Origin of the sequence: Actinomadura gamaensis, assembly GCF_042652125.1 — a bacterium.
GTDB lineage: Bacteria > Actinomycetota > Actinomycetes > Streptosporangiales > Streptosporangiaceae > Spirillospora > Spirillospora gamaensis.
In genome coordinates, this window is sequence record NZ_JBHSIT010000004.1 from 63671 (window position 1) to 81904 (window position 18234).

At 72.7% G+C, this 18234-nt stretch carries 18 protein-coding genes and 1 tRNA gene; 7 read left to right on the forward strand and 12 right to left on the reverse strand.

The features are described 5' to 3' along the window. Positions 1-69 precede the first annotated feature (69 nt). Positions 70-993 (forward strand): DUF1906 domain-containing protein, encoded by a 924-nt coding sequence (locus tag ACFPCY_RS14425; protein WP_378255266.1) that lies wholly within the window; start codon positions 70-72, stop codon positions 991-993. A 98-nt stretch (positions 994-1091) separates the two neighbouring features. Here ACFPCY_RS14425 and ACFPCY_RS14430 read toward each other — a convergent pair whose 3' ends face one another. After that, on the reverse strand, positions 1092-1238 hold the full coding sequence (locus ACFPCY_RS14430) for a hypothetical protein (protein ID WP_378255268.1): 147 nt from the start codon (positions 1236-1238) through the stop codon (positions 1092-1094). A 353-nt stretch (positions 1239-1591) separates the two neighbouring features. Between ACFPCY_RS14430 and ACFPCY_RS14435 the strand changes: the two genes are divergently transcribed. Next, positions 1592-1942 (forward strand): DUF4234 domain-containing protein, encoded by a 351-nt coding sequence (locus tag ACFPCY_RS14435; protein ID WP_378255270.1) that lies wholly within the window; start codon positions 1592-1594, stop codon positions 1940-1942. A gap of 151 nt (positions 1943-2093) precedes the next feature. Here ACFPCY_RS14435 and ACFPCY_RS14440 read toward each other — a convergent pair whose 3' ends face one another. The 3 genes from ACFPCY_RS14440 to ACFPCY_RS14450 form a co-directional block, all read right to left on the reverse strand. Beyond that, the gene (locus tag ACFPCY_RS14440; protein ID WP_378255272.1) at positions 2094-3716 is read right to left on the reverse strand and encodes a long-chain fatty acid--CoA ligase; all 1623 of its coding nucleotides are present in this window, start codon (positions 3714-3716) and stop codon (positions 2094-2096) included. A gap of 96 nt (positions 3717-3812) precedes the next feature. Continuing rightward, a complete protein-coding gene (locus ACFPCY_RS14445) occupies positions 3813-4373 on the reverse strand; it encodes a SigE family RNA polymerase sigma factor (RefSeq protein ID WP_378255274.1) in 561 nt (186 codons plus the stop codon). After that, positions 4370-4546, reverse strand: a complete 177-nt coding sequence (locus ACFPCY_RS14450; RefSeq protein ID WP_378255276.1) for a hypothetical protein — start codon at positions 4544-4546, stop codon at positions 4370-4372. Before ACFPCY_RS14450 ends, ACFPCY_RS14445 begins: the two co-directional genes overlap by 4 nt. Positions 4547-4728: 182 nt before the next feature. Between ACFPCY_RS14450 and ACFPCY_RS14455 the strand changes: the two genes are divergently transcribed. Continuing rightward, positions 4729-6168, forward strand: coding sequence for a hypothetical protein (locus ACFPCY_RS14455; RefSeq protein WP_378255278.1), 1440 nt, complete (start codon positions 4729-4731; stop codon positions 6166-6168). Positions 6169-6188: 20 nt separating this feature from the next. Next, a complete protein-coding gene (locus ACFPCY_RS14460; RefSeq protein ID WP_465251224.1) occupies positions 6189-7439 on the forward strand; it encodes a MauE/DoxX family redox-associated membrane protein in 1251 nt (416 codons plus the stop codon). A gap of 209 nt (positions 7440-7648) precedes the next feature. Here the strand turns inward: ACFPCY_RS14460 and ACFPCY_RS14465 are convergent, their stop codons facing one another. From ACFPCY_RS14465 to ACFPCY_RS14475, 3 genes are all read right to left on the reverse strand, one after another. Further along, positions 7649-8833 carry an AAA family ATPase gene (locus tag ACFPCY_RS14465; protein ID WP_465251228.1) on the reverse strand — a complete coding sequence of 395 codons (1185 nt, stop codon included), beginning with the start codon at positions 8831-8833 and terminating at the stop codon, positions 7649-7651. A 550-nt stretch (positions 8834-9383) separates the two neighbouring features. Further along, a complete protein-coding gene (gene wrbA, locus ACFPCY_RS14470; RefSeq protein ID WP_378255284.1) occupies positions 9384-10019 on the reverse strand; it encodes an NAD(P)H:quinone oxidoreductase in 636 nt (211 codons plus the stop codon). 150 nt (positions 10020-10169) lie between these two features. Further along, positions 10170-11180 (reverse strand): pirin family protein, encoded by a 1011-nt coding sequence (locus ACFPCY_RS14475; RefSeq protein ID WP_378255285.1) that lies wholly within the window; start codon positions 11178-11180, stop codon positions 10170-10172. A 136-nt stretch (positions 11181-11316) separates the two neighbouring features. Here ACFPCY_RS14475 and ACFPCY_RS14480 point away from each other — a divergent pair, with 136 nt between their 5' ends. Further along, complete coding sequence (locus tag ACFPCY_RS14480) at positions 11317-11775, forward strand: MarR family winged helix-turn-helix transcriptional regulator (protein WP_378255287.1); 459 nt, start codon at positions 11317-11319, stop codon at positions 11773-11775. A 119-nt stretch (positions 11776-11894) separates the two neighbouring features. On the opposite strand, the gene ACFPCY_RS14485 is transcribed toward ACFPCY_RS14480, so the two are convergent. Beyond that, on the reverse strand, positions 11895-12287 hold the full coding sequence (locus ACFPCY_RS14485) for an MFS transporter (RefSeq protein ID WP_378255288.1): 393 nt from the start codon (positions 12285-12287) through the stop codon (positions 11895-11897). Between the two features lie 164 nt (positions 12288-12451). Here ACFPCY_RS14485 and ACFPCY_RS14490 point away from each other — a divergent pair, with 164 nt between their 5' ends. After that, on the forward strand, positions 12452-13297 hold the full coding sequence (locus ACFPCY_RS14490; protein ID WP_378255289.1) for a M15 family metallopeptidase: 846 nt from the start codon (positions 12452-12454) through the stop codon (positions 13295-13297). A 127-nt stretch (positions 13298-13424) separates the two neighbouring features. Here the strand turns inward: ACFPCY_RS14490 and ACFPCY_RS14495 are convergent, their stop codons facing one another. After that, positions 13425-13607, reverse strand: a complete 183-nt coding sequence (locus ACFPCY_RS14495) for a hypothetical protein (RefSeq protein WP_378255291.1) — start codon at positions 13605-13607, stop codon at positions 13425-13427. A 33-nt stretch (positions 13608-13640) separates the two neighbouring features. Next, positions 13641-14726 (reverse strand): alanyl-tRNA editing protein, encoded by a 1086-nt coding sequence (locus ACFPCY_RS14500; RefSeq protein ID WP_378255293.1) that lies wholly within the window; start codon positions 14724-14726, stop codon positions 13641-13643. Positions 14727-14800: 74 nt separating this feature from the next. Between ACFPCY_RS14500 and ACFPCY_RS14505 the strand changes: the two genes are divergently transcribed. Next, positions 14801-14890 (forward strand) — tRNA-Ser (locus tag ACFPCY_RS14505). Positions 14891-15047: 157 nt separating this feature from the next. On the opposite strand, the gene ACFPCY_RS14510 is transcribed toward ACFPCY_RS14505, so the two are convergent. Next, positions 15048-15422, reverse strand: a complete 375-nt coding sequence (locus tag ACFPCY_RS14510) for a cupin domain-containing protein (RefSeq protein ID WP_378255295.1) — start codon at positions 15420-15422, stop codon at positions 15048-15050. An 83-nt stretch (positions 15423-15505) separates the two neighbouring features. Then, positions 15506-18103, reverse strand: a complete 2598-nt coding sequence (locus tag ACFPCY_RS14515; protein ID WP_378255297.1) for a nucleotide-binding protein — start codon at positions 18101-18103, stop codon at positions 15506-15508. Between the last annotated feature and the right edge of the window lie 131 nt (positions 18104-18234).

The window sequence follows — 18234 nt, forward strand, 5'->3', positions numbered from 1 at the left end:
TGGCGGTGAACATGGCACAGTGCCCTCTGATCGCCCCCCAGCAGGGGACGCAGGACGGAAGGACCCGAGGTGAGCATCTTCGGCGTCGACTACGCATGGGGACGTCCGGGGCCCAGCGCGCTCAAACGCGCCGGCGCCAAGTTCGTCTGCCGATATCTCTCGCACGACGCCTCCGGCAAGAACCTGACCCGATCCGAGGCGGACGAGCTGTCCCGCGCCGGGCTGTGGCTCGTCGTGGTGTGGGAGAGCACCGCCTCCCGCGCGCTCGCCGGACGCGCCGCCGGGATCGCCGACGCCACGGACGCGGCCAAGCAGGCCCGCGCGTGCGGCATGCCCGCCGACCGCCCGATCTTCTTCGCGGTGGACTTCGACGCGACGTCCGGCCAGCAGGCCGCGATCAACGCCTACCTCGACGGCGCCGCGGCCGTCCTGGGCCGGGCACGCGTGGGCCTGTACGCCGGATACGGCCCGATCAAGCGCGCGTTCGACGCCGGGAAGATCCGCTGGGGCTGGCAGACGTACGCCTGGTCCGGCGGACGCTGGGACAAGCGCGCGCAGCTCCAGCAGTACTCCAACGACCATGTCGTCAACGGCGTCGGCGTCGACTACGACCGCGCCGTCCACGACGACTACGGCCAGTGGCGCGTCGGCGTGAGCCCCGCCCCGCCACCCCCGCCGCCCCCTCCGATGGAAGAGGACGACATGCCCTACGGCCAGCTCAACAACGGCGCCAACGCGGTGACCCCGGTCTCGTTCCCCCGCGGCACCCTGAAGGCGATCGGCTTCGTCTGCGACAACGGACTCCAGGACCTCCCGCCCGCCCAGCTCCGCGTCGCCGTCCACGACGCCCACGGATGGTCCATCACGCAGGTGACCGTGGACAGCACCAAGCCGAAGACCATCGTGTACTTCAAGGACCCGACCAGCACTGACGGCCTGTCCGTCCAGCGCTCGGACGACGGCCAGGTCAACGTCGCCTGGGACGCGTCCTAGCCTTGCCCTAGCCCCTCACCTGCTGTTCGACGCCCCGCGCACCTCGATGGGCGCGCGGGGCGTTTCGCGTTCACCAGCCGGCTTGGCGCCGCCGAGGGCTAGCGGGGTTCCACCACGCAGCCGCAGGGCTTGAGGGCGAGGAGATCCTCACCCGCGGGGACGGCCTCGCGGACGAGCGTCCCGCACATCGGGCAGCTGGACAGGTCGGTGCGCGGAGCGCTTTCAAGATCGGTCGATGCTGTCACGTCGGCCCAGCCTAGCGGCGGGGACGCCCCGGGCACGGGACGGGGCGCGCGCCTTTGCCGACTGCCGACGCAACGTCAGGACCTCACCAACACGGCGGGGTCCCGCCGAAGCGGGATGGTTCGGACGGAACGGGGGGTGCTGGTGGTGCGTCCGAGTGAGCGCGAGACAGCACATGCCCGGCCAGTTTCTGACAAATCTGGAAATTCCGCAGCATGACGCCTCGATCTACGGAAGGGTGTCAGACTGCGCGAATCATCCATGGTTCGCGGCCAGCCCGTCCGTTATGCCTGCCAGCCACGCGTCGAAGACGCGAAAACGCAGGTCAACGCATGTCACCGGAGGAAACCGCACCGTGAAGCACCGCAACATCCTGGCCGTCTGGCTCGGCCTGCCGATCATCACGCTCGGCATCTACGGGCTCGTCTGGATCTACAAGATCCACGACGAGATCCGCACGTCCTACCCCGAGTCGGGTGCCGTGGGCGCGGGCAACGCGCTGTGCTCGGTGCTGTTCGGCTGGATCACGCTCGGCATCTGGCCGCTGGTCGTCCTGATCAAGTTCGGCGGCGCGATCGCCGAGGCGCAGCGCCGGGCGGGCCGCCAGCCCAGCTTCAGCCAGGGCGTCGGCATCCTGCTGCTGATCTTCGGCTTCGGCCCGCTGTACTACCAGAACGAGCTGAACAAGATCGCCACGCAGCGCTGATCCCCCAGCGCGGACGGGCCGTAGCGGTCAGAGCCATCCCCCGGCGCCCCGCACGGCCCGTCCGCTCGTTTCCGCGCTCGAATGCGCGAACGAACAAGCTCGCTGAAGCTCAACCGAGCACGTCCGGTCGAACATGCTCAGCCGAACGCGGTCAGGTGAGGCGTTCGACGGGGAGGGCGCCTTCGGCGTAGTTGCGGCGCAGCACCTTCTTGTCGAACTTTCCAACGCTGGTCTTCGGGACTTCCTTGATGAAGGCCCATCGTTCCGGGAGCTGCCAGTGCGGGACGTGCTCGGCGAGGAAGTCCCGTAGCTGGTCGGCCGTGGTGGTCGCGCCGTCGCGCAGGACGACCGAGGCCAGCGGACGTTCCTGCCAGCGGTCGTCCGGGACGCCGACCACCGCCGCCTCGATGACGTCCGGGTGGGCCATGAGGCGGTTCTCCAGCTCGACCGACGAGATCCACTCGCCGCCGGACTTGATGACGTCCTTGGCCCGGTCGGTGAGGACGAGGTATCCGTCCGGGCTGAGGGTGCCGACGTCGCCGGTGCGGAGCCAGCCGTCGTGGAAGCGGCCCGCGTCCTCGTCCTTGACGTAGGCGCCGGTGATCCACGGGCCGCGGATCTCGACCTCGCCGACCGCGACGCCGTCGTTCGGCATGACGCGGTCGCCGTCACCGACGACGCGGATCTCCAGTCCGGCGAGGACGCGGCCCTGGGTGACCCGGTAGCGGACGGCGTCGTCCCCGGTCGCCTCGATCGGCGGGTGCGCCATCGTGGCGACGGGCGAGGTTTCGGTCATCCCCCAGGCCTGGACGATCCGGACGCCGATCTCGTCGAAGCCGCGCAGCAGCGACTCCGGGACGGCCGATCCGCCGCACGGCACCAGCCGCAGGGAGGACAGGTCGCCGCCGTGCTCGCGGACGTGGCGCAGCACGTCCGCCCAGATCGTCGGGACGGCTCCGGCGACCGTCGGACGCTCCGTCTCGATCAGCTCGACCAGCGGCGCGGCCTGCAGGAACCGGTCCGGCATGAGCAGTGACGCGCCGGCGAGCAGCGCCGCGTACGGCAGTCCCCAGGCGTTCGCGTGGAACATCGGGACGACCGGCAGAACGCGGTCCGAGGCGCTGAGCCCGAGCCCGTTGCCCGTCGCGGCGGACATCGAGTGCAGGTAGGACGACCGGTGCGAGTACGCGACCCCTTTGGGGTTTCCGGTCGTGCCGCTCGTGTAGCACATGGCCGCGGCCTGGCGCTCGTCCAGCTCGGGCCAGTCGAACTCCGGGGACGCGGCGGCGAGGAGGTCCTCGTAAAAGTGCAGGTCCTTGCCCACGCCCTCCAGCGGCGCCGTGTCGGCGTCCCCCGCGACGATCACATGTCGGACGGTCTTCATGTGCGGCAGGACGGGAGCCAGCAGCGGGACGAGCGAGCCGTCCACGATCACGATCCGGTCCTCGGCGTGGTCGGCGATGTAGGCGAGCTGGTCGCCCGAGAGCCGGATGTTGAGCGTGTGCAGGACCGCGCCCATCGACGGGACCGCCAGGTACGCCTCCAGGTGCTCGGCGTTGTTCCACATGAACGTGCCGACGCGCTGGTCGGAGTCCACCCCGAGGGCGCGCAGCGCGTTCGCGAGCCGGGCGGCGCGCTCGCCGACCTCGGCGTAGGAGCGGCGGCGCGGGCCGTCCGCCGTCCAGGTCACCACCTCGCGCGTCCCGAAGATCCCGGTCCCGAACCGCATGATCGAGGTGATGGTCAGCGGGACGTCCTGCATCGTGCTCCACACGGGCGCGCCTCCTCGTCCGGCACCAGATGGTGAACCGGATTCTGTCCGCTGGGCGGCCCGGTTGTCAGCACTCCGGGGTCAAGTCGAGGACGCTCCTTACCGGCCCTGTCGTCCCTCGTCGTCCGGGTGCGGCTCGTCGGAATCGTGGACGTTCGGCCGCGGGAAGTCGGCCTCCAGGCCCGCGTCGTCGCGGAGCTTGGCCATGGCCCGCGAGACGGTGCTCTTCACCGTGCCGACGCTGATGCCGAGCACCTCGGCGATCTCCGCTTCGGGCATGTCCTCGTAGTAGCGCAGCACGACGGCGGCGCGCTGGCGGGCGGGGAGGCGGCCGAGCGCGCGGCCGAGGGCGTCCTGCATGTCGCTGCGTCCGGTGTGGTCGTCCACCGGACGGTCCGGCAGCTCGTCGGTGGGGTAGACCTCCAGCTTCCTGCGCCGCCACCAGGAGATCTGCGTGTTGACCATGGCGCGGCGGACGTAGCCGTCCACGGCCGCGCGGTCGCTGATGCGGTCCCAGGCGAGGTAGGTCTTGGCGAGCGCGGCCTGGAGCAGGTCCTCCGCCTCGGCGCGGTCGCCGGTGAGGCGCATCGCGGCGCGGAGCATGACGGGTCCGCGCGCCGCCACGTACGCGCGGAACTCCTCGTGCCGCGTGCTGGTCACTTCACCACCGTGTCAGGGCTCGCGCGGTGCCCGCCGCCGGTGTCCGACCCCGCGAGCCGCACCCCGGACGGACGCGTCGCCGCGGTCGCCGTCGCCGTCACCGTCGCCGTCGGGCCGAACCCCGGCGCGGACGCACGCCGCCGCCGTCCAAGATCCCGACCCGCTTCGACCATGGCACGGTGAGCGTAATTCCGGTCCAACAGATACGGTATTTTCGGGTCAACCCGGTGGAGGATGATTCGCCTGAGTATTGGAAAACCAATGCGCCCAATGACTTATGACGACAAATCCGTCGACAGGGTGACCACGCGGCGTGAACCTTGACTGCACCGACTGACAGCCGGAGAGGACAGCGATGCCCGCACAGCGCGATCCTTCCGTCCGGCGCCGGTACCGCCGCGCCGTGCTGGGCGAAGGACCGCCGCCGTCCGTCCGGCCCGGCCCTCCACTGCGCGTCCTGACCGGGACCGTGCTGGACGCGAGCCCGCACCTGCTGGTGCTGGCCACGGCCACCGGCGAGGCGAGGCTGCCGATGACCCCGACCACCGCGGTGTGGCACGGCGGGCGCAGGGGCCCCGCCGCGCTGCGCCCCGGCCGGGAGGCGCTCGTCCGGATGGACGCGGCCGGCCTCGCCGCCGACCGGATCTGGGTCGACATCGGACGGGTGGCCGGCACCATCCTGACCGCCCGTCCGGACGCGCTGGAGGTGGATCTGGGCCCGCACCGGGGCCGGGCCCGGGTCGTCCTCGAACCGCGCTCGCTGCGGCTTGTCCTGGTGCGGCATCCCCGGCTGGAACCCGGCTACCTGGTGGACGTGCTGTGCGTCCGCTCCCCCGACGGCCCGCGCGCCGTCGCGCCCGCCACGTCCCAGCCGGGCCACCGAGCCGACGACCTGGCCTCGCCCGCCCCCGACACCCCCGTCCCCGCGACCACGCAAGGCACCGCCACCTGGTACGGCTGGCCCGGCTCCCCGCAGAACACCGGCCTGGCCACCGGCGCGACCTTCTCCCCGCGCCCGGGCGTACCACCCGCCCGGACCAGCCATCCCGAAACCCCGGCAACCCGCCGTCCACCAGCGGCGCCCGCACCGAACATGAGGCCAAGACCAGCCCCACGGCCGGCTCCAGACGGACGGTCGGGAAGAGATGCATGGCCGGGACGGGCCGCGTGGCCGCGAAACGAGCCGGAGGCGGGCGCAGACATAGGGCCGGGCCAAGGCACTGCGCGCTTGGGAAGGGGCACGTGGCCGGGAAGCGTCCCGGACCCTAGCGCAGACACGTGGCCGGGAAGCGGCGCGTCGTCGGGAAACGACGCGGGTCCGAGCGCAGACACGTGGCCGGGCGGAGGCGGCGCGCGTCCGGGAGGAGACGCCTGGCTGGGGAGTGGCCTGAGGGCGGGGGCTGAGGCGTGGCCGGGGTGGGGGGACGGTCCTGGACCGGGGGGAGGCCCGCCGGAGTACGCGGTCGCGTATCCGGCGGTGGATGGGGAGGGGGCGGCCGGGGGGTGTACGGAGGCACCCCCCGGCTGCGTCCCCCTTCCGCTGCTGTCGGCGGGCAGCGGGCTGGACGTGGTGAACGACTGCTCCGGACGCGGCGCGGAGATGATCGTGGCCGAGTGCGGATGCGTCGCGGCCCGGTTCTGCGACCGGTGCGTGGAGTGCGGGACGTCGCCGCGCGGCCGGCTCGTCGAGCTCGGGCCGGTGGCTTTCGCGGCGCTGGGCGGGGACCTGGAAGCCGGGTGCTTCAACGTGACGGTGCGGTGGCGAGCGGAGCCCGGGGAGGGCCGGCCATGGTGACGCTGGTGCAGAACGTCCAGGTGCTGCTGCTGGCGGGTGTCCTGCTGGCGGCGTGCCTGGCGAAGCTCGCGGTGCGGGATCCGGTCTCGGCGGACTCGCGCGCGCGTGACAGGTTTCGCGTGCACGGTGTCCCGGTCGCGGAACGCCCGACGCGCGCGCTGATCCTGCTGCGGGATCGGCGGGCGGGGATCGTCCTGGGCCTGGTCGAGGGGACGCTCGGACTCGCGCTCCTGCTGTCGTCGCACCTCTGGCTCCGCGTCGTCGCGGCCGTGGGTTTCGCGGGCGCGACGTGGGCGGTGCTGGAACTGCAAGCGCACAGGCCGGAGGCCGGGTGCGGCTGCTTCGGCGGCCTCAGCACCAAGCGGGTCGGACGGCGCAGCGTGGTCCGGGCGACGCTGTTCACAGCAGCGGCCGTCGTGTCGCTCGGCGCGTCGCGAGCCGGTGTCGAGGTGCCGCGCCTCGGCTGGGGACGGGTCGCCGGCGTCCTGTCGCTCGAACTGGCGCTGTTCGCGTCCCTCTCCCCCGAACTCGCCCTCCTCTGCCAACGCGCCCGACAACACGCCCGCGCCCTCCACCGCGTCCCAGGCCATGAGCGCTACCACCACAACCACGAACTCGCGGACGGACACCAGCACGGACACGCACACGACCTCACGCACGGGCCCGAGGACGCTTACGCTCACGGCCTTCGCCGCGAGAACGAGCACGCACGCGCACAGGGACACGAACATGAGCCGCCACAGAACCAGGCCCATGGGCTGAGCCCTGAGGTTGGCCAAGCACAGGCACGCGAACGCGAACCTGAGCCCGCGAGCGAACGCGAGCACAGCTTGGGGCATGAGCAGAAGCACCGGCCCGAGCATCGGCTTGGGCTAGATCACGCAGACGATCCTGCCCAGGAGCAGTGGCGTCAGCACGAACGTGGGCTCGGGCTCGGACGGGTGGGAGGTGCTTTCGGGTTGCTCGCCCGGCGGGACGTGCCGTGTGAGCGGCGGCGGAGCCCGATCGCGGAGACCCTTGGGACGCTGTACGCGAGCAGCGCGTGGCTGGAGTTCGAGAACGCGCTGGTCAGCGCCGTTCCGCTGGACGTCTGGCGGGAGGGCTGTCACCGCTTCCTCGTGTATGCGGCTCGCCTGGACGGCGTCGACGTGGAGATCGTTTTCGCCGTCTCGACCGCCGCGCGCGGCCGGGAGGTGCGGCACGCCGTGCTGCCGGTGGACGGCCGCGAGGACTCTCTACGCCTTTCTAGCGGCATTGCAAGACAGCCGTAGACAACGCGATGGGACGACACCATCGGAGAATCTACGGCTCTCTAGCGCAGGCGCTAGGCACCGCGATATTTCGCTCGTCACGGCTCTATACACTTCTCTAGCGAGAGAGCTAGACGTCCGTAGAGAGCGATATCGGCGCAGGTCGATGTGGCCGTCTAGCGGTTTCTAGCGCTGGCGCGAGAAAGCCGTAGAAGAGGCTGACGAGCCGGTCAGGCGGGTTGGGAGCGCAGGAAGCCGCCGAAGTGCGGGACGGTGAAGGCCACCAGGCCGCGCTCGGCGCTGTAGATCAGTCCTTTCTTGATCAGGCCGTCGCGGGCGGGCGAGAGGCTGGAGGGCTTGCGGCCCAGCTCCTCGGCGACGGCGGCGGTGGGTACGGGGTCGTCGCCGAGGGCGGCCATGGCGCGCATGTAGTCGCGCTCGGCGGGGGTCGCGCGCTCGTAGCGGCTACCGAAGAAGCCGACGGCGAGCTCGCTCTCGGCCTCGGGGGCGGCGACCTTGACGTCGTCGACGGTGATGGGGGTGTCGGGGGCGACGTCCCAGGCGACCTTGGCGTACGCCTGGACGAAGTAGGGGTAGCCGTCCGCCGCGAAGTAGAGGGCGTCGAGCGCGTCCTGGGTGAAGGTGACGTCCTCGCGCTCGGCGGGGGCGAGCAGGGCGACGTCGGCGGACGCGCGGTCGAGCCGGTCGATGCGGGTGTACCGGAACAGCCGCTCGGAGTAGGACTTGCTCGCCGACAGGACGGCGGGCAAGTGCGGCAGGCCCGCGCCGACGACGATCAGCGGCCCGCCGCTCTGCGACAGCTCGTGGCAGGCGGCGCAAAGGGCGGACACGTCGTCGGGCGGGATGTCCTGCATCTCGTCGACGAACAGGGCGATGCCGGCGCTGACGTCGGTGGCGACGGACGCCGCGTCGGTCAGCAGCTCGGTGAGGTCGATCTCGAGGTCGCCGGAGTCGGCGCGGCCGCGTGAGGCGGGCACGTCGATGCCCGGCTGCCAGCGGTGCACGCGCGCCTTCCCCTTGGCGTCCTCCTCGGGCCCCGCCTGCGCGAACGCCTTCAGCACACCGAGGAAGGACTCGATGCGGTCGGGCGCGCGGTGCCGGGGGGCGAGCTCCCGGACGGCCATGTGCAGCGCGGACGCGACCGGCCTCCGGATGGACTGCTCGGGCCGCGCCTCGATCTTGCCGGTGCCCCACAGCCGCTGCATGGCCATCGAGCGGAAGGTGTTGAGCAGCACCGTCTTGCCGACGCCGCGCAGGCCCGTGATGATCATGCTGCGCTCGGGGCGGCCTCGCGCCACCCGCTCCAGCACGACCTCGAACTGCTTGAGCTCGCGGTCGCGCCCGGCCAGTTCGGGCGGGCGCTGGCCCGCGCCCGGGGCGTAGGGATTGCGCACGGGATCCACGGTCTCGGACTCTATGAGGCCATATAGCTGCGGTCGTAGATTTCCGTAGAAAGGTCTACGGCGTGTCGCACCGGCCCGCCCCCGCGAGTGCGGGAGCGAGGGCGCGGCCACCGTAGCCACCATGCGGACCTCCGGACGGAGCGGGTCGAGACTTGCTCGAACCTGTGTTCGAACCGTTCGAACACAGTAACGCATCCCCGCCGCGTCCGTCACCCACCCCCGCGAAGAAACGGCCGCGCCCCGCGAACCCACGGTCGTTTCGCGTGCATTGCCCCGACATCGAGCGCGTTTCCGCCCGTCCAACCCCGGTTTTCGGCCCGACACGCCCGCGCCTTCAGGACACGCCGCAGCGCGCAGACCGCGCATCAGCCGCCCCAGCCCGCCGGCGCCCAGGCGCAGCCCACCGGCACCCAGGCGCTCAACGCCAGGCGTTCGACGGCGCGCGTTCAACGCCGCGCGCTCGACGGCGCGCGCTCGACGACGCGGGGCGCGGGGCGCGCTCGACGGCGCGGGGCGCGGGGCGCGGGCGGCTTCGCGGGTGTCAGGCGGAGCGGAGTTCCTGCCGGCCGAGCTTCAGCGCCTTGGTGACCTCGACGACGCGGCGGGCCTGGAAGTCGACGGCCGCCAGTTCGACGTCCCCCGGCAGGACCTCGCCGTTGTTGGAGGTGTGGCTGGCGCCGTACGGGTTGCCCTGCGCGAACATGACCGGGTCGGCGTACCCGGGCGGGACGATGATCGCGCCCCAGTGGTAGAAGGTGTTGTTCAGCGCCAGGACGGTGGACTCCTGGCCGCCGTGCGCGGTCGCGGTCGCGGCGAACGAGCTGCCGACCTTGCCGACCAGGCGGCCTTGGGCCCAGAGCGGTCCGGCGGTGTCGATGAACTGCTTCACCTGGGCCGCGGGCAGGCCGAACCGGGTGGGCGAGCCGAACATGATGGCGTCCGCCCACTCCAGGTCGTCCAGGGACGCCTCGACGACGTGCTGGGTGGCGGCGGCGTGCTCGGCCCAGCCCCGGTTCGAGGCGATCGCCTCGGCCGGGGCCAGCTCGCGGACCTTGCGGAGCCGCACCTGGGCGCCCGCCTTCTCCGCCGCCGTGGCGGCGGCCTTGGCCAGGCTGAAGACCGTTCCGGTGGACGAGTAGTAGATGACCGCCACGTTGACGGGACGCTCCAGGCTCATCGCGTTTCCCCTTTACCGGTGAATTCGTGTCCTCTCCGGACGCGGGGCACGCCGCATCGCGTCCGGAGAGGGGTCTTTGTTGTGGAGAGAGAAGCCGATCCGTCCGGGCGGTTCCCGGCGGAAGCCGCCCCATTCGCCTCGCGAGTCGCTTTACGAAAGGTTTTCGTCGCGCTCGGACAGGTGCGGGAGCTTCTCCGCGGGGATCGTTCCCATGCGTCCGGCCTGGAAGTCCTCGAAGGCCTGGACGATCTCGTCGCGGGTGTTCATCACGAACGGCCCGTAGCGGGCGACCGGCTCGCGGAGCGGCATCCCGCCGAGGACCAGGACTTCCCAGCCGTTCTTGCTCGCGGTGGGCTGCGTGTCGGCGGCGCGCAGCATCAGGCCGTCCGTCTCGCCGCGGTGGTGCGATCCGGCGAACGCGGCGAGCTGGCCCTCGTCCAGGCCGATCTCCTCGACGCCGGCCGTGCCGCGCCCGGACAGGACGTAGGCGACGGCGTTGAAGTCGCGCGGCCACGGCAGCGTGAGCCGCGCGCCCGGCGCGATCGTCGCGTGCAGGTAGGTGATCGGCGTGTGGGTGACGCCCGGACCGTCGAACCCGCCGACCCGACCGGCGATCACCCGCACGAGCGACGACCCGTCGTCGGACGACAGCAGCTTCACGTCCCCGGCGCGGATGTCCTGGTAGCGCGGCTTGGCCCACTTCTCGGCGCGCGGCAGGTTCACCCAGAGCTGGACGCCGTGGAACAGACCGCCCTTGGCGACCAGTTCCGGCGGCGGCTGCTCGATGTGCTGGATTCCGGCTCCGGCGGTCATCCACTGGGTGGCGCCGTCCGCGATCAGTCCGCCGCCGCCGGTGGTGTCCCGGTGCTGGAACGCGCCGTCGATGATGTAGGTGACGGTCTCGAAGCCGCGGTGCGGGTGCCAGGGGGTGCCCATGGCCTCGCCGGGGGCGTACTCGACGGCGCCCATGTGGTCCAGGAGCAGGAACGGGTCGGCCATGGCCAGGTTCACGGACGGGAACGGACGGCGGACCTGGAAGCCCTCGCCCTCCAGGTGCCTCTCGGCGGTGACGACCTTGGCCACGCGCCGCCAGTCGGTGCCCTCCCGGCCCGGGCGCGGCAGGCGGGGCAGGGTCATCGGGTCGGCCAGCACGGCGGGCATGGCGTCTCCTCTCGGTCGGGTCCCGGACCGGCGCCGGGGCGTGTCGTCCGGAACCCTGTTGAAGCTTCAACTATTCCGGCACGGCCCACCGTAGAGGAACTTAGTTGAAAGTTCAACCTGTGGGTATACTCGTCCCATGACGGAACCGCGCTGGCTCGGCGCATCCCAGCAACGCGACTGGCGCGCGTTCGTGGACGGGAGCGTGCGCCTCACCGAGATCATGGACCGGGACCTCAAGACCAGGCACGGCCTGTCGGTCTCGGAGTACGAGATCCTGGTCCGCCTCTCCGAGGCCCCCGACCGCAGGCTGCGCATGGCCGAGCTCGCCGAGAACGCCAGCCAGTCCCGCAGCAGGCTCTCCCACACCTGCTCTCGGCTGGAGGCCAAGGGCCTGGTGCGCAGGGACAACTGCCCGAACGACAAGCGCGGCGTCTACGCCCTGCTCACCCAGGAGGGCTTCGAGGCGCTCGACCGCGCCGCCCGCGACCACGTCGAGATCGTCCGCGACTACTTCGTGGACGTCGTCGACCCCGCCGACCTCGAAGCGATCGGACGCGCCTTCACCGCCGTCCTCAAGCGCATCGAGAAGGACTGACCGGCGCGCGTCCGCGTCGAGACGAACCGACCGCGCGCTCCTGCGTCGAGACGACCGACCCGCGCGCTTCCGCGTCGAGACGACCGACCCGCGCGCTTCCGCGTCGAGAACGGCTCGGGTCAGATGCCGAGGCCGGTGAGGACGCCGACCGAGACCAGGGTGAGGAACCCCCAGCCGAACATCATCCCGAAGCCGAACGGCCGCCACCGGCCGCCGACCTTCCAGGCCAGCAGCGAGCCGAGCCCGAACGCGACCACGATCAGCGCGACGAACTGCGGCAGCGTGCTCGGCCGCCGGGACGCCATCAGCGGCGCGTACATCATCATCAGATCGACGAACGTGAAGGTCAGGGCGCCCACCAGGCCGACCCACAGGTCGCGCCGGACGGGCAGTCGCGGCGGCCTGTCCCAGTGCAGGCGCGGCTGTTCGGACGGCGGCGCCTCCACCGAGGACGCCACCGAGAAGATCTCGTCTTCCAGGCTGGGGACGGGCTCGTCCCGCGGTTGCGTCATCGTTCCCCCTCGGACCGGGCGAGGGCCCGCGTTCCCGGCGTGTCCGCCGGGTACCGGTCGTCCGGCGGCCCCCCGGCGGCCGTTCGGGCGCGGGCACGCCTTCCCCGAACGGTAGCGAATCCAAGGTCCCACGCGAAGGCCGCCGACCGTGCCATCCTGCTGGAATGCCGTTCCACCGGACTCCTGGCTCCCGGATCCGAACCGTCCGCGACCGCGCCGCCCGACCGTCCCCTACCCCGCTCGCCCGCCGCCGAACGCGGCCGGAGCGGGGCCGCCGCGCCACCGTGCTCGCCGCCGCCTTCGCGCTCGCGACGACCGCCGCGACCGGATGCGGCCACGGGGACTCCAAGCCCGGTTCCGGCGTGTCGTCCGCGACGCCGCCCGTCGCGACCGGGACGGTGGGCGAGCCGACCGCCACGTCCTCGCCGACGCAGGACCTCAACCGCTTCCAGGCCCGGGTCGACAGGCTCACCGCCAAGGACCTGCCCAGCTCGTGGCACTCGGGCTGCCCGGTGCCGCCGTCCGGGCTGCGGATGATCGTCATGAACTACTGGGGGATGGACGGCCGCCCGCATCCGGACGGGAAGCTCGTCGTGAACGCGTCCGCCGCGAGCGACCTGGTGAAGGTGTTCCGGAAGCTGTTCGAGAACAAGTACCCCATCCGCAAGATGGTCCCGGTGGACGCCTACAAGGGCAGCGACTACGACTCCATCGACGACGACAACACCTCGGCCTTCAACTGCCGGAACGCGACCGGGTCCGACCACTGGTCGCAGCACGCCTACGGGCTCGCCGTGGACGTCAACCCCTGCGAGAACCCGTACGTGACGGCGTCCGGGCACATCGACCACGACCACTGCGTGAAGTTCGGGGAGCGTTCGCGCCGCGACCCGGGGCTGATCCACGCGGGCGACGCCACGGTCAAGGCGTTCGGTTCGATCGGCTGGGGCTGGGGCGGTTCCTGGGACGGAACCCGCGACTACCAGCACTTCTCCAGCAGCGGCCGCTAGCGCGCCGTCCAGCTGGAACGCTCCGACGCCGTACGGGCCGCGCCGGGCCGGAGAGGCTTGCGTGCCGACCGCCGGGCGAACGGGGAGCCGGGCGGACGGACGCTGGGCCTTCGGCGGACGGACCCGCCTACATCATCGTGGCGAGCGCGACCACCAGCACGGCGACCACGACCACCACGGCGGCGATCCCGACGATGAGCCCGACGTTGCCGCCGGACGCCGCCTTCTCCGGCTGCTGCTGGCCCTGCGCGACGAAGTTCTGGAACTGGTGCGTCGTACCGGCCGGATCATTCGGTATCTGCTGTGACATGCGCTGAAGGGTAGTGGATGCCTTCGGCGGGTTTCATGCCGTTTCGGCTCTTGTCTCCACGACCAGTTCGTCCCCGGTGTCCGAGAGTTCCAGCCGGACGCGGGCGCGCGACAGCTCCCCCGTCGCGCGCAGGTGGGTGCCGCCGCAGGGCAGCGACGCCGTTCCTTCGGGCAGGTCGCAGCGCCAGAGGCGGCGCGCGGCCAGCTCCGGGGACGGCACGTCCAGGCGGACCGTCGCGTCCGCCGCGATCCATGCCGCGAGCTGCTCGTTCACGGCCGCCTCGACATCGCCCAGCGCGCCGGCGAGCCCTTCGGCGACGAAGCCGCGCTTCCGCAGCGACCTGCCGATCCGGTAGGTGTCCACGCTTCCGTGCGGGACGATCCGGGACGCCGCGATCGCGAGCTGGTCGAAGTCCGGACGGCCGAGCGAGTCCGTCCGGGGCGGCTCCTTGCGCCAGCGGTCCGCGAGGGCCCGGTTCAGCGCGAGCGCCATCAGGTGGCAGGCGGTGTGCCCGGCCGACAGCGCCTCCCGCCGCACCGGCTCGACGTCCAGCTCGACGACCTCGTCCTCCGGGACGCGGCGCTCCAGCACGTGGACGACCAGCCAGGCCCAGTCCGGGTCGCCGCGCCGGACCGGGATGTCGTCCCCCGTCAGCAGCGTGCCGCCGGCGAGCCGCGAACGGCCGCTGATCCGCGCGCTGCCGGTGCGCCGCCCGCTGCCGACGTGCCGCGCGCGGTCGGTGAGCGGCGCACGGTCGGCGTGCCGCTCACGGTCGGTGTGTCGCGCACGGTCGGTGTGCCGCTCACGGTCGGCGTGCCGCTGGCGGTCGGTGGGTCGCGCGCCTTCGGACGGCAGGGCGTCTTCGGGTGGCAGGGCGCCGTCGGCGAGCGGTACCGCGCCGGTCACGCAGTCGGCGACCCGCAGCTCCAGCTCGTCCCAGCGGATCACGCCGGTGTCGCCCGGCTGGTCGGGCCAGGAATTGTCGAGCGGATGGAACGGCGTCTCCGCCACGATCACCCCGTAGCCGCCGTCCACCGGGAGCGCGGCGACCACCCGCGACCGGCCCGCGACCGCCCCGGACGGGAAGGTCACCGCCGTCGACTCCTTGATGTCCCCCATGCCGCGAAGCTACCAACCGCCGCGGTCCGTCCCGGACGTCGCCCTCGTCCCGCACGCTAAGGTGGGGATGCCCAGGAGGCTTCGCCTAGTGGACGAGGGCAACGGTCTTGAAAACCGTCGAGCCGGCACTCCCGGTTCCGTGGGTTCGAATCCCACAGCCTCCGCTCATCCGGACCCCCGAAACACGTTTCGGGGGTTCTTTGTTTTTCGCCATTCCTCCGGCGACGCTTTGCCGCGCGTCCGCGGACGGCTTGTGCCCGCGCCGACCAGGCTTGCGGGCGCCAGAGCTGCGGGGCTGCGTGGCTGCGGGGCCGCGGGGAATCAGGGTTGCGGGACGGCGAAACCGGGGATCGACGGCCACCGGACGGTCAGCACCGTCGAGGGCTCCTCGGCCTCCCAGGAATGGTCGACCTTGTCCCAGACCACGTAGTCGCCCTGCTCGGCGAGCACGACGTCCCGTCCGGGGAACTCCATCCGGAAGCGTCCGCTGATCAGGACGAGGAGGGCCGTCCGCTCGTCCCCGGTGGCCCACTGCGCGCGGCGCTCACCGGCCGGGTGCACGCCCCACTTGATCTCCACGGCCTCGCTGTGCCGGATGTCGCCCTCGGGCTTGAAGTAGCCGAGCAGCCAGCCCCGGTCGCCCGCCGCGTCCACCGGCGCGCGGCCCACGTAGATCCCGTCGTCCCCGTTGCCCACGACGTGCGACTCTAGCGGCCGCGCGCCCCCGCACCGCCGCCGGACGCGCCCAGCACGCAGACGCCCGGCGGCAGGCCGGCCGGTCAGGTCGCGGATGGGCGCTGCCAGGCGAAACCGTCGCCGACCACGGCCGCGAGCTGAAGGTAGGCCTCGCGGGTCGCGGGGGCGAGCGCCTCCAGCTCCAGCTCGGCGCCCTCCTCCAGGTGATCGTCGTACGGGACGCGGACGACGGCTCGGCAGCGGGACTCGAAGTGCGCCTGGAGCTTGTCCAGATCGACCTGGCTGCGGGTGCGGTTGCGGACCATCGACAGCACGACCACGCCGTTGCGCACCAGGTGCCCGTGGTTGTGCGCCTCCAGCCAGTCGAGCGTGGCGCTCGCCGAGCGCGCGCCGTCCACCGACGGGGAGCTGACCAGGACGAGCTGGTCGGCGAGCGCGAGCACGCCCGCCATCGCGCTGTGCAGCAGGCCGGTGCCGCAGTCGGTGATGCAGACCGAGTAGTACTGCTCCAGGACGACCGCGACGGCCGAGTAGTCCTCGGCGCTGAACGCCTCGCTGACCGCCGGGTCGCGGTCGGACGCGAGGATCTCCAGCCGCGCCTCGTTCTGCGAGGTGAACGCGCGGACGTCGGCGTACCGGTGCACCCGCTCGCGGTTGTTCAGCAGGTCCCGGACCGTCGCGGCGGTCTCCAGGCGGACCTTGTCGCTGAGCGTCCCGCGGTCCGGGTTCGCGTCCACCGCGATCACGCGGTCGCCGCGCAGCGAGGCCAGCATCGAGCCGAGCCCGGTCGTGGTCGTCGTCTTGCCGACGCCGCCCTTCAGCGACATCACCGCGACGCGGTGGTGGCCGCCCGCGACCATCGTCCGGGCCCGCGCGACCAGGTCCTTGCGGCGCAGCTCGGAGGACGACTCGCCCGGATGGATGCTGCCCGCGGTCGCCTTGTACACCGCGCGCCGCCACCCGCCGGACGGCGCGATCTTGCGCTCGCCGAGCAGGTTCTCCGAGCTGAGGCTCTCCGCGCTCTGCGGCTGCGGCGGATACCCCGGCTGGACCGGCTGACCGGGCTGACCGGGCTGCGGCGCGTACCCCGGCGCGGCGGGCGCGCCCGGCGTACCCGGCGGCGGGACGGCCATTCCGGGATGTCCGCCCTGCTCGCCGGCGGGCGGGATCGGAATCCCCTGGGGCGGCATTCCGGGACCGTACGCGTTGGGCCCGAACCCGCCGTCCGGACCGGGCGGGAACCCGGGATTGGGCCCGAATCCGCCGTTCGGCCCAGGCCCACCAGGCGCGAACCCGCCGTCCGGGCCAGGCCCGCCCGGCGCATAGCCGGCCTCGGCACCAGGCCCAGGCCCAGCAGGAGCGAAACCACCCTCGGGAGCAGGCCCACCAGGCGCGTGACCAGCCTCGGGGCCAGGCCCGCTCGGCGCGAAACCACCTTCGGGACCGGAGCCACCGGGCGCGAAACCGCCATCAGGGCCAGGGGCACCAGGGGCGTGACCGGCTTCGGGGCCAGGGCCACTCGGCGCGAAACCGTTCTCGGGGCCAGCAGGCGCGAAGCCACCGTCCGGGCTGGGGCCAGCAGGCGCGAAGCCACCGTCCGGGCTGGGGCCGCCAGGCGCGTGAGCAGCCTCGGGGCCGGGTCCGCCGGGCGTGAAACCGCCCTCGGGACCGGCAGGCGTGAAACCACCGTCGGGGGCGGGGGCGCCAGGTGCGAAACCGGGCTCAGGGGCGGCGGGCGCGAAGCCGGCGTCGGGGGCGGGGGCGCCGGGGGTGTGGCCGGGCTGGGGTGGGGCGTCCGCGCTGGTCGTGAGGTCGTTGGGGGCGGGCGGAGGCTGCTCGCCCAGCGCGCCGGGGGGCGGCGCGAAGTTTCCGGGGTCGCCGAACTGGTCGGGGCCCGGGCGCGGCGGGACGGGGGCCGCGTGGCCGGGCGGGTACGGGGCGTCCATGGGAGGCGGTCCCCAGTTGCCCGCGCCGGGGTCGTTCGGCGCGTAGGGCGGCGGCGGGACGGCCGGGACGCCGAACGGCGGCGGGTTCTGACCGTCCGGGCCGGGCATGCCGGGGCCGCCGGGCGCGTCCGTGAAGCCGCCGTTGCCGGGCTCGAAGCCCGGACCGCCCGGATACGCCGGGCCGAGGCCGTTGGGGTCCGGGCCCGGCGCACCGTGGAAGCCCGGACCTGGGGTGTTGGGGTCGTGGCCGGGTGCGCCGGGGTACGGCGCGGGTGGGACGGGACCCGACTCGAACGGCTGGGGGCCTCCGGCGTACGGCGGCGGCGCGGCCGCGTAGGGCGGGGGCGCGGGGAGGTCGCCGTAGGGCGCGGGCTGCGGCGGCTGGCCGTCCATCGGGGGCGGCGGGGTCAGCCACGGGTTCGCCTCGTCCGGCCCGGACGGCTGCGGGCCGCCGATCGGACCGGGAGCCGGGCCGATCGGACCGGGGGCCGGGCCGATGGGGCCGGGCGCGGGGCCGATGGGGCCGGGGGCCGGGTAGGCGTCGGTGCCGGGCTGCGGTTCGGCGGTCCTGTCGCCGGACGCGTCCGGTCCCTTCGGCTCGGCGGAGCCGGAGTCAGCCGCGGTGGCCGGTTCGGACGACGGCGGACGTTCCGCGTCGGCGGTGTCGCCGCTCATCGCGTCCAGGGAGGCGAGGCGCTCCTCCAGCGAGGGACCGTCATGATCGTTCCGTGCCACCGTCACTCCCCTCGGCGCTGCCATTAAACGATCTTTTACCGACATGGACGACGGCAACGACCATGAGCAGGATACCGACGGTTCTTACCGCATATCACGGACGTAGCTCGCCTTTTCCTCCCGGGCGGGAC

What these genes read in the sequence shown, in the direction of transcription:
- ACFPCY_RS14450 (WP_378255276.1), bottom strand. Translation starts at nt 4,546, where the DNA reads ATGGTCGAAGCGGGTCGGGATCTTGGACGGCGGCGGCGTGCGTCCGCG.
- ACFPCY_RS14455 (WP_378255278.1), top strand. Translation starts at nt 4,729, where the DNA reads ATGCCCGCACAGCGCGATCCTTCCGTCCGGCGCCGGTACCGCCGCGCC.
- wrbA (WP_378255284.1), bottom strand. Translation starts at nt 10,019, where the DNA reads ATGAGCCTGGAGCGTCCCGTCAACGTGGCGGTCATCTACTACTCGTCC.
- ACFPCY_RS14475 (WP_378255285.1), bottom strand. Translation starts at nt 11,180, where the DNA reads ATGCCCGCCGTGCTGGCCGACCCGATGACCCTGCCCCGCCTGCCGCGC.
- ACFPCY_RS14480 (WP_378255287.1), top strand. Translation starts at nt 11,317, where the DNA reads ATGACGGAACCGCGCTGGCTCGGCGCATCCCAGCAACGCGACTGGCGC.
- ACFPCY_RS14485 (WP_378255288.1), bottom strand. Translation starts at nt 12,287, where the DNA reads ATGACGCAACCGCGGGACGAGCCCGTCCCCAGCCTGGAAGACGAGATC.
- ACFPCY_RS14490 (WP_378255289.1), top strand. Translation starts at nt 12,452, where the DNA reads ATGCCGTTCCACCGGACTCCTGGCTCCCGGATCCGAACCGTCCGCGAC.
- ACFPCY_RS14495 (WP_378255291.1), bottom strand. Translation starts at nt 13,607, where the DNA reads ATGTCACAGCAGATACCGAATGATCCGGCCGGTACGACGCACCAGTTC.
- ACFPCY_RS14500 (WP_378255293.1), bottom strand. Translation starts at nt 14,726, where the DNA reads ATGGGGGACATCAAGGAGTCGACGGCGGTGACCTTCCCGTCCGGGGCG.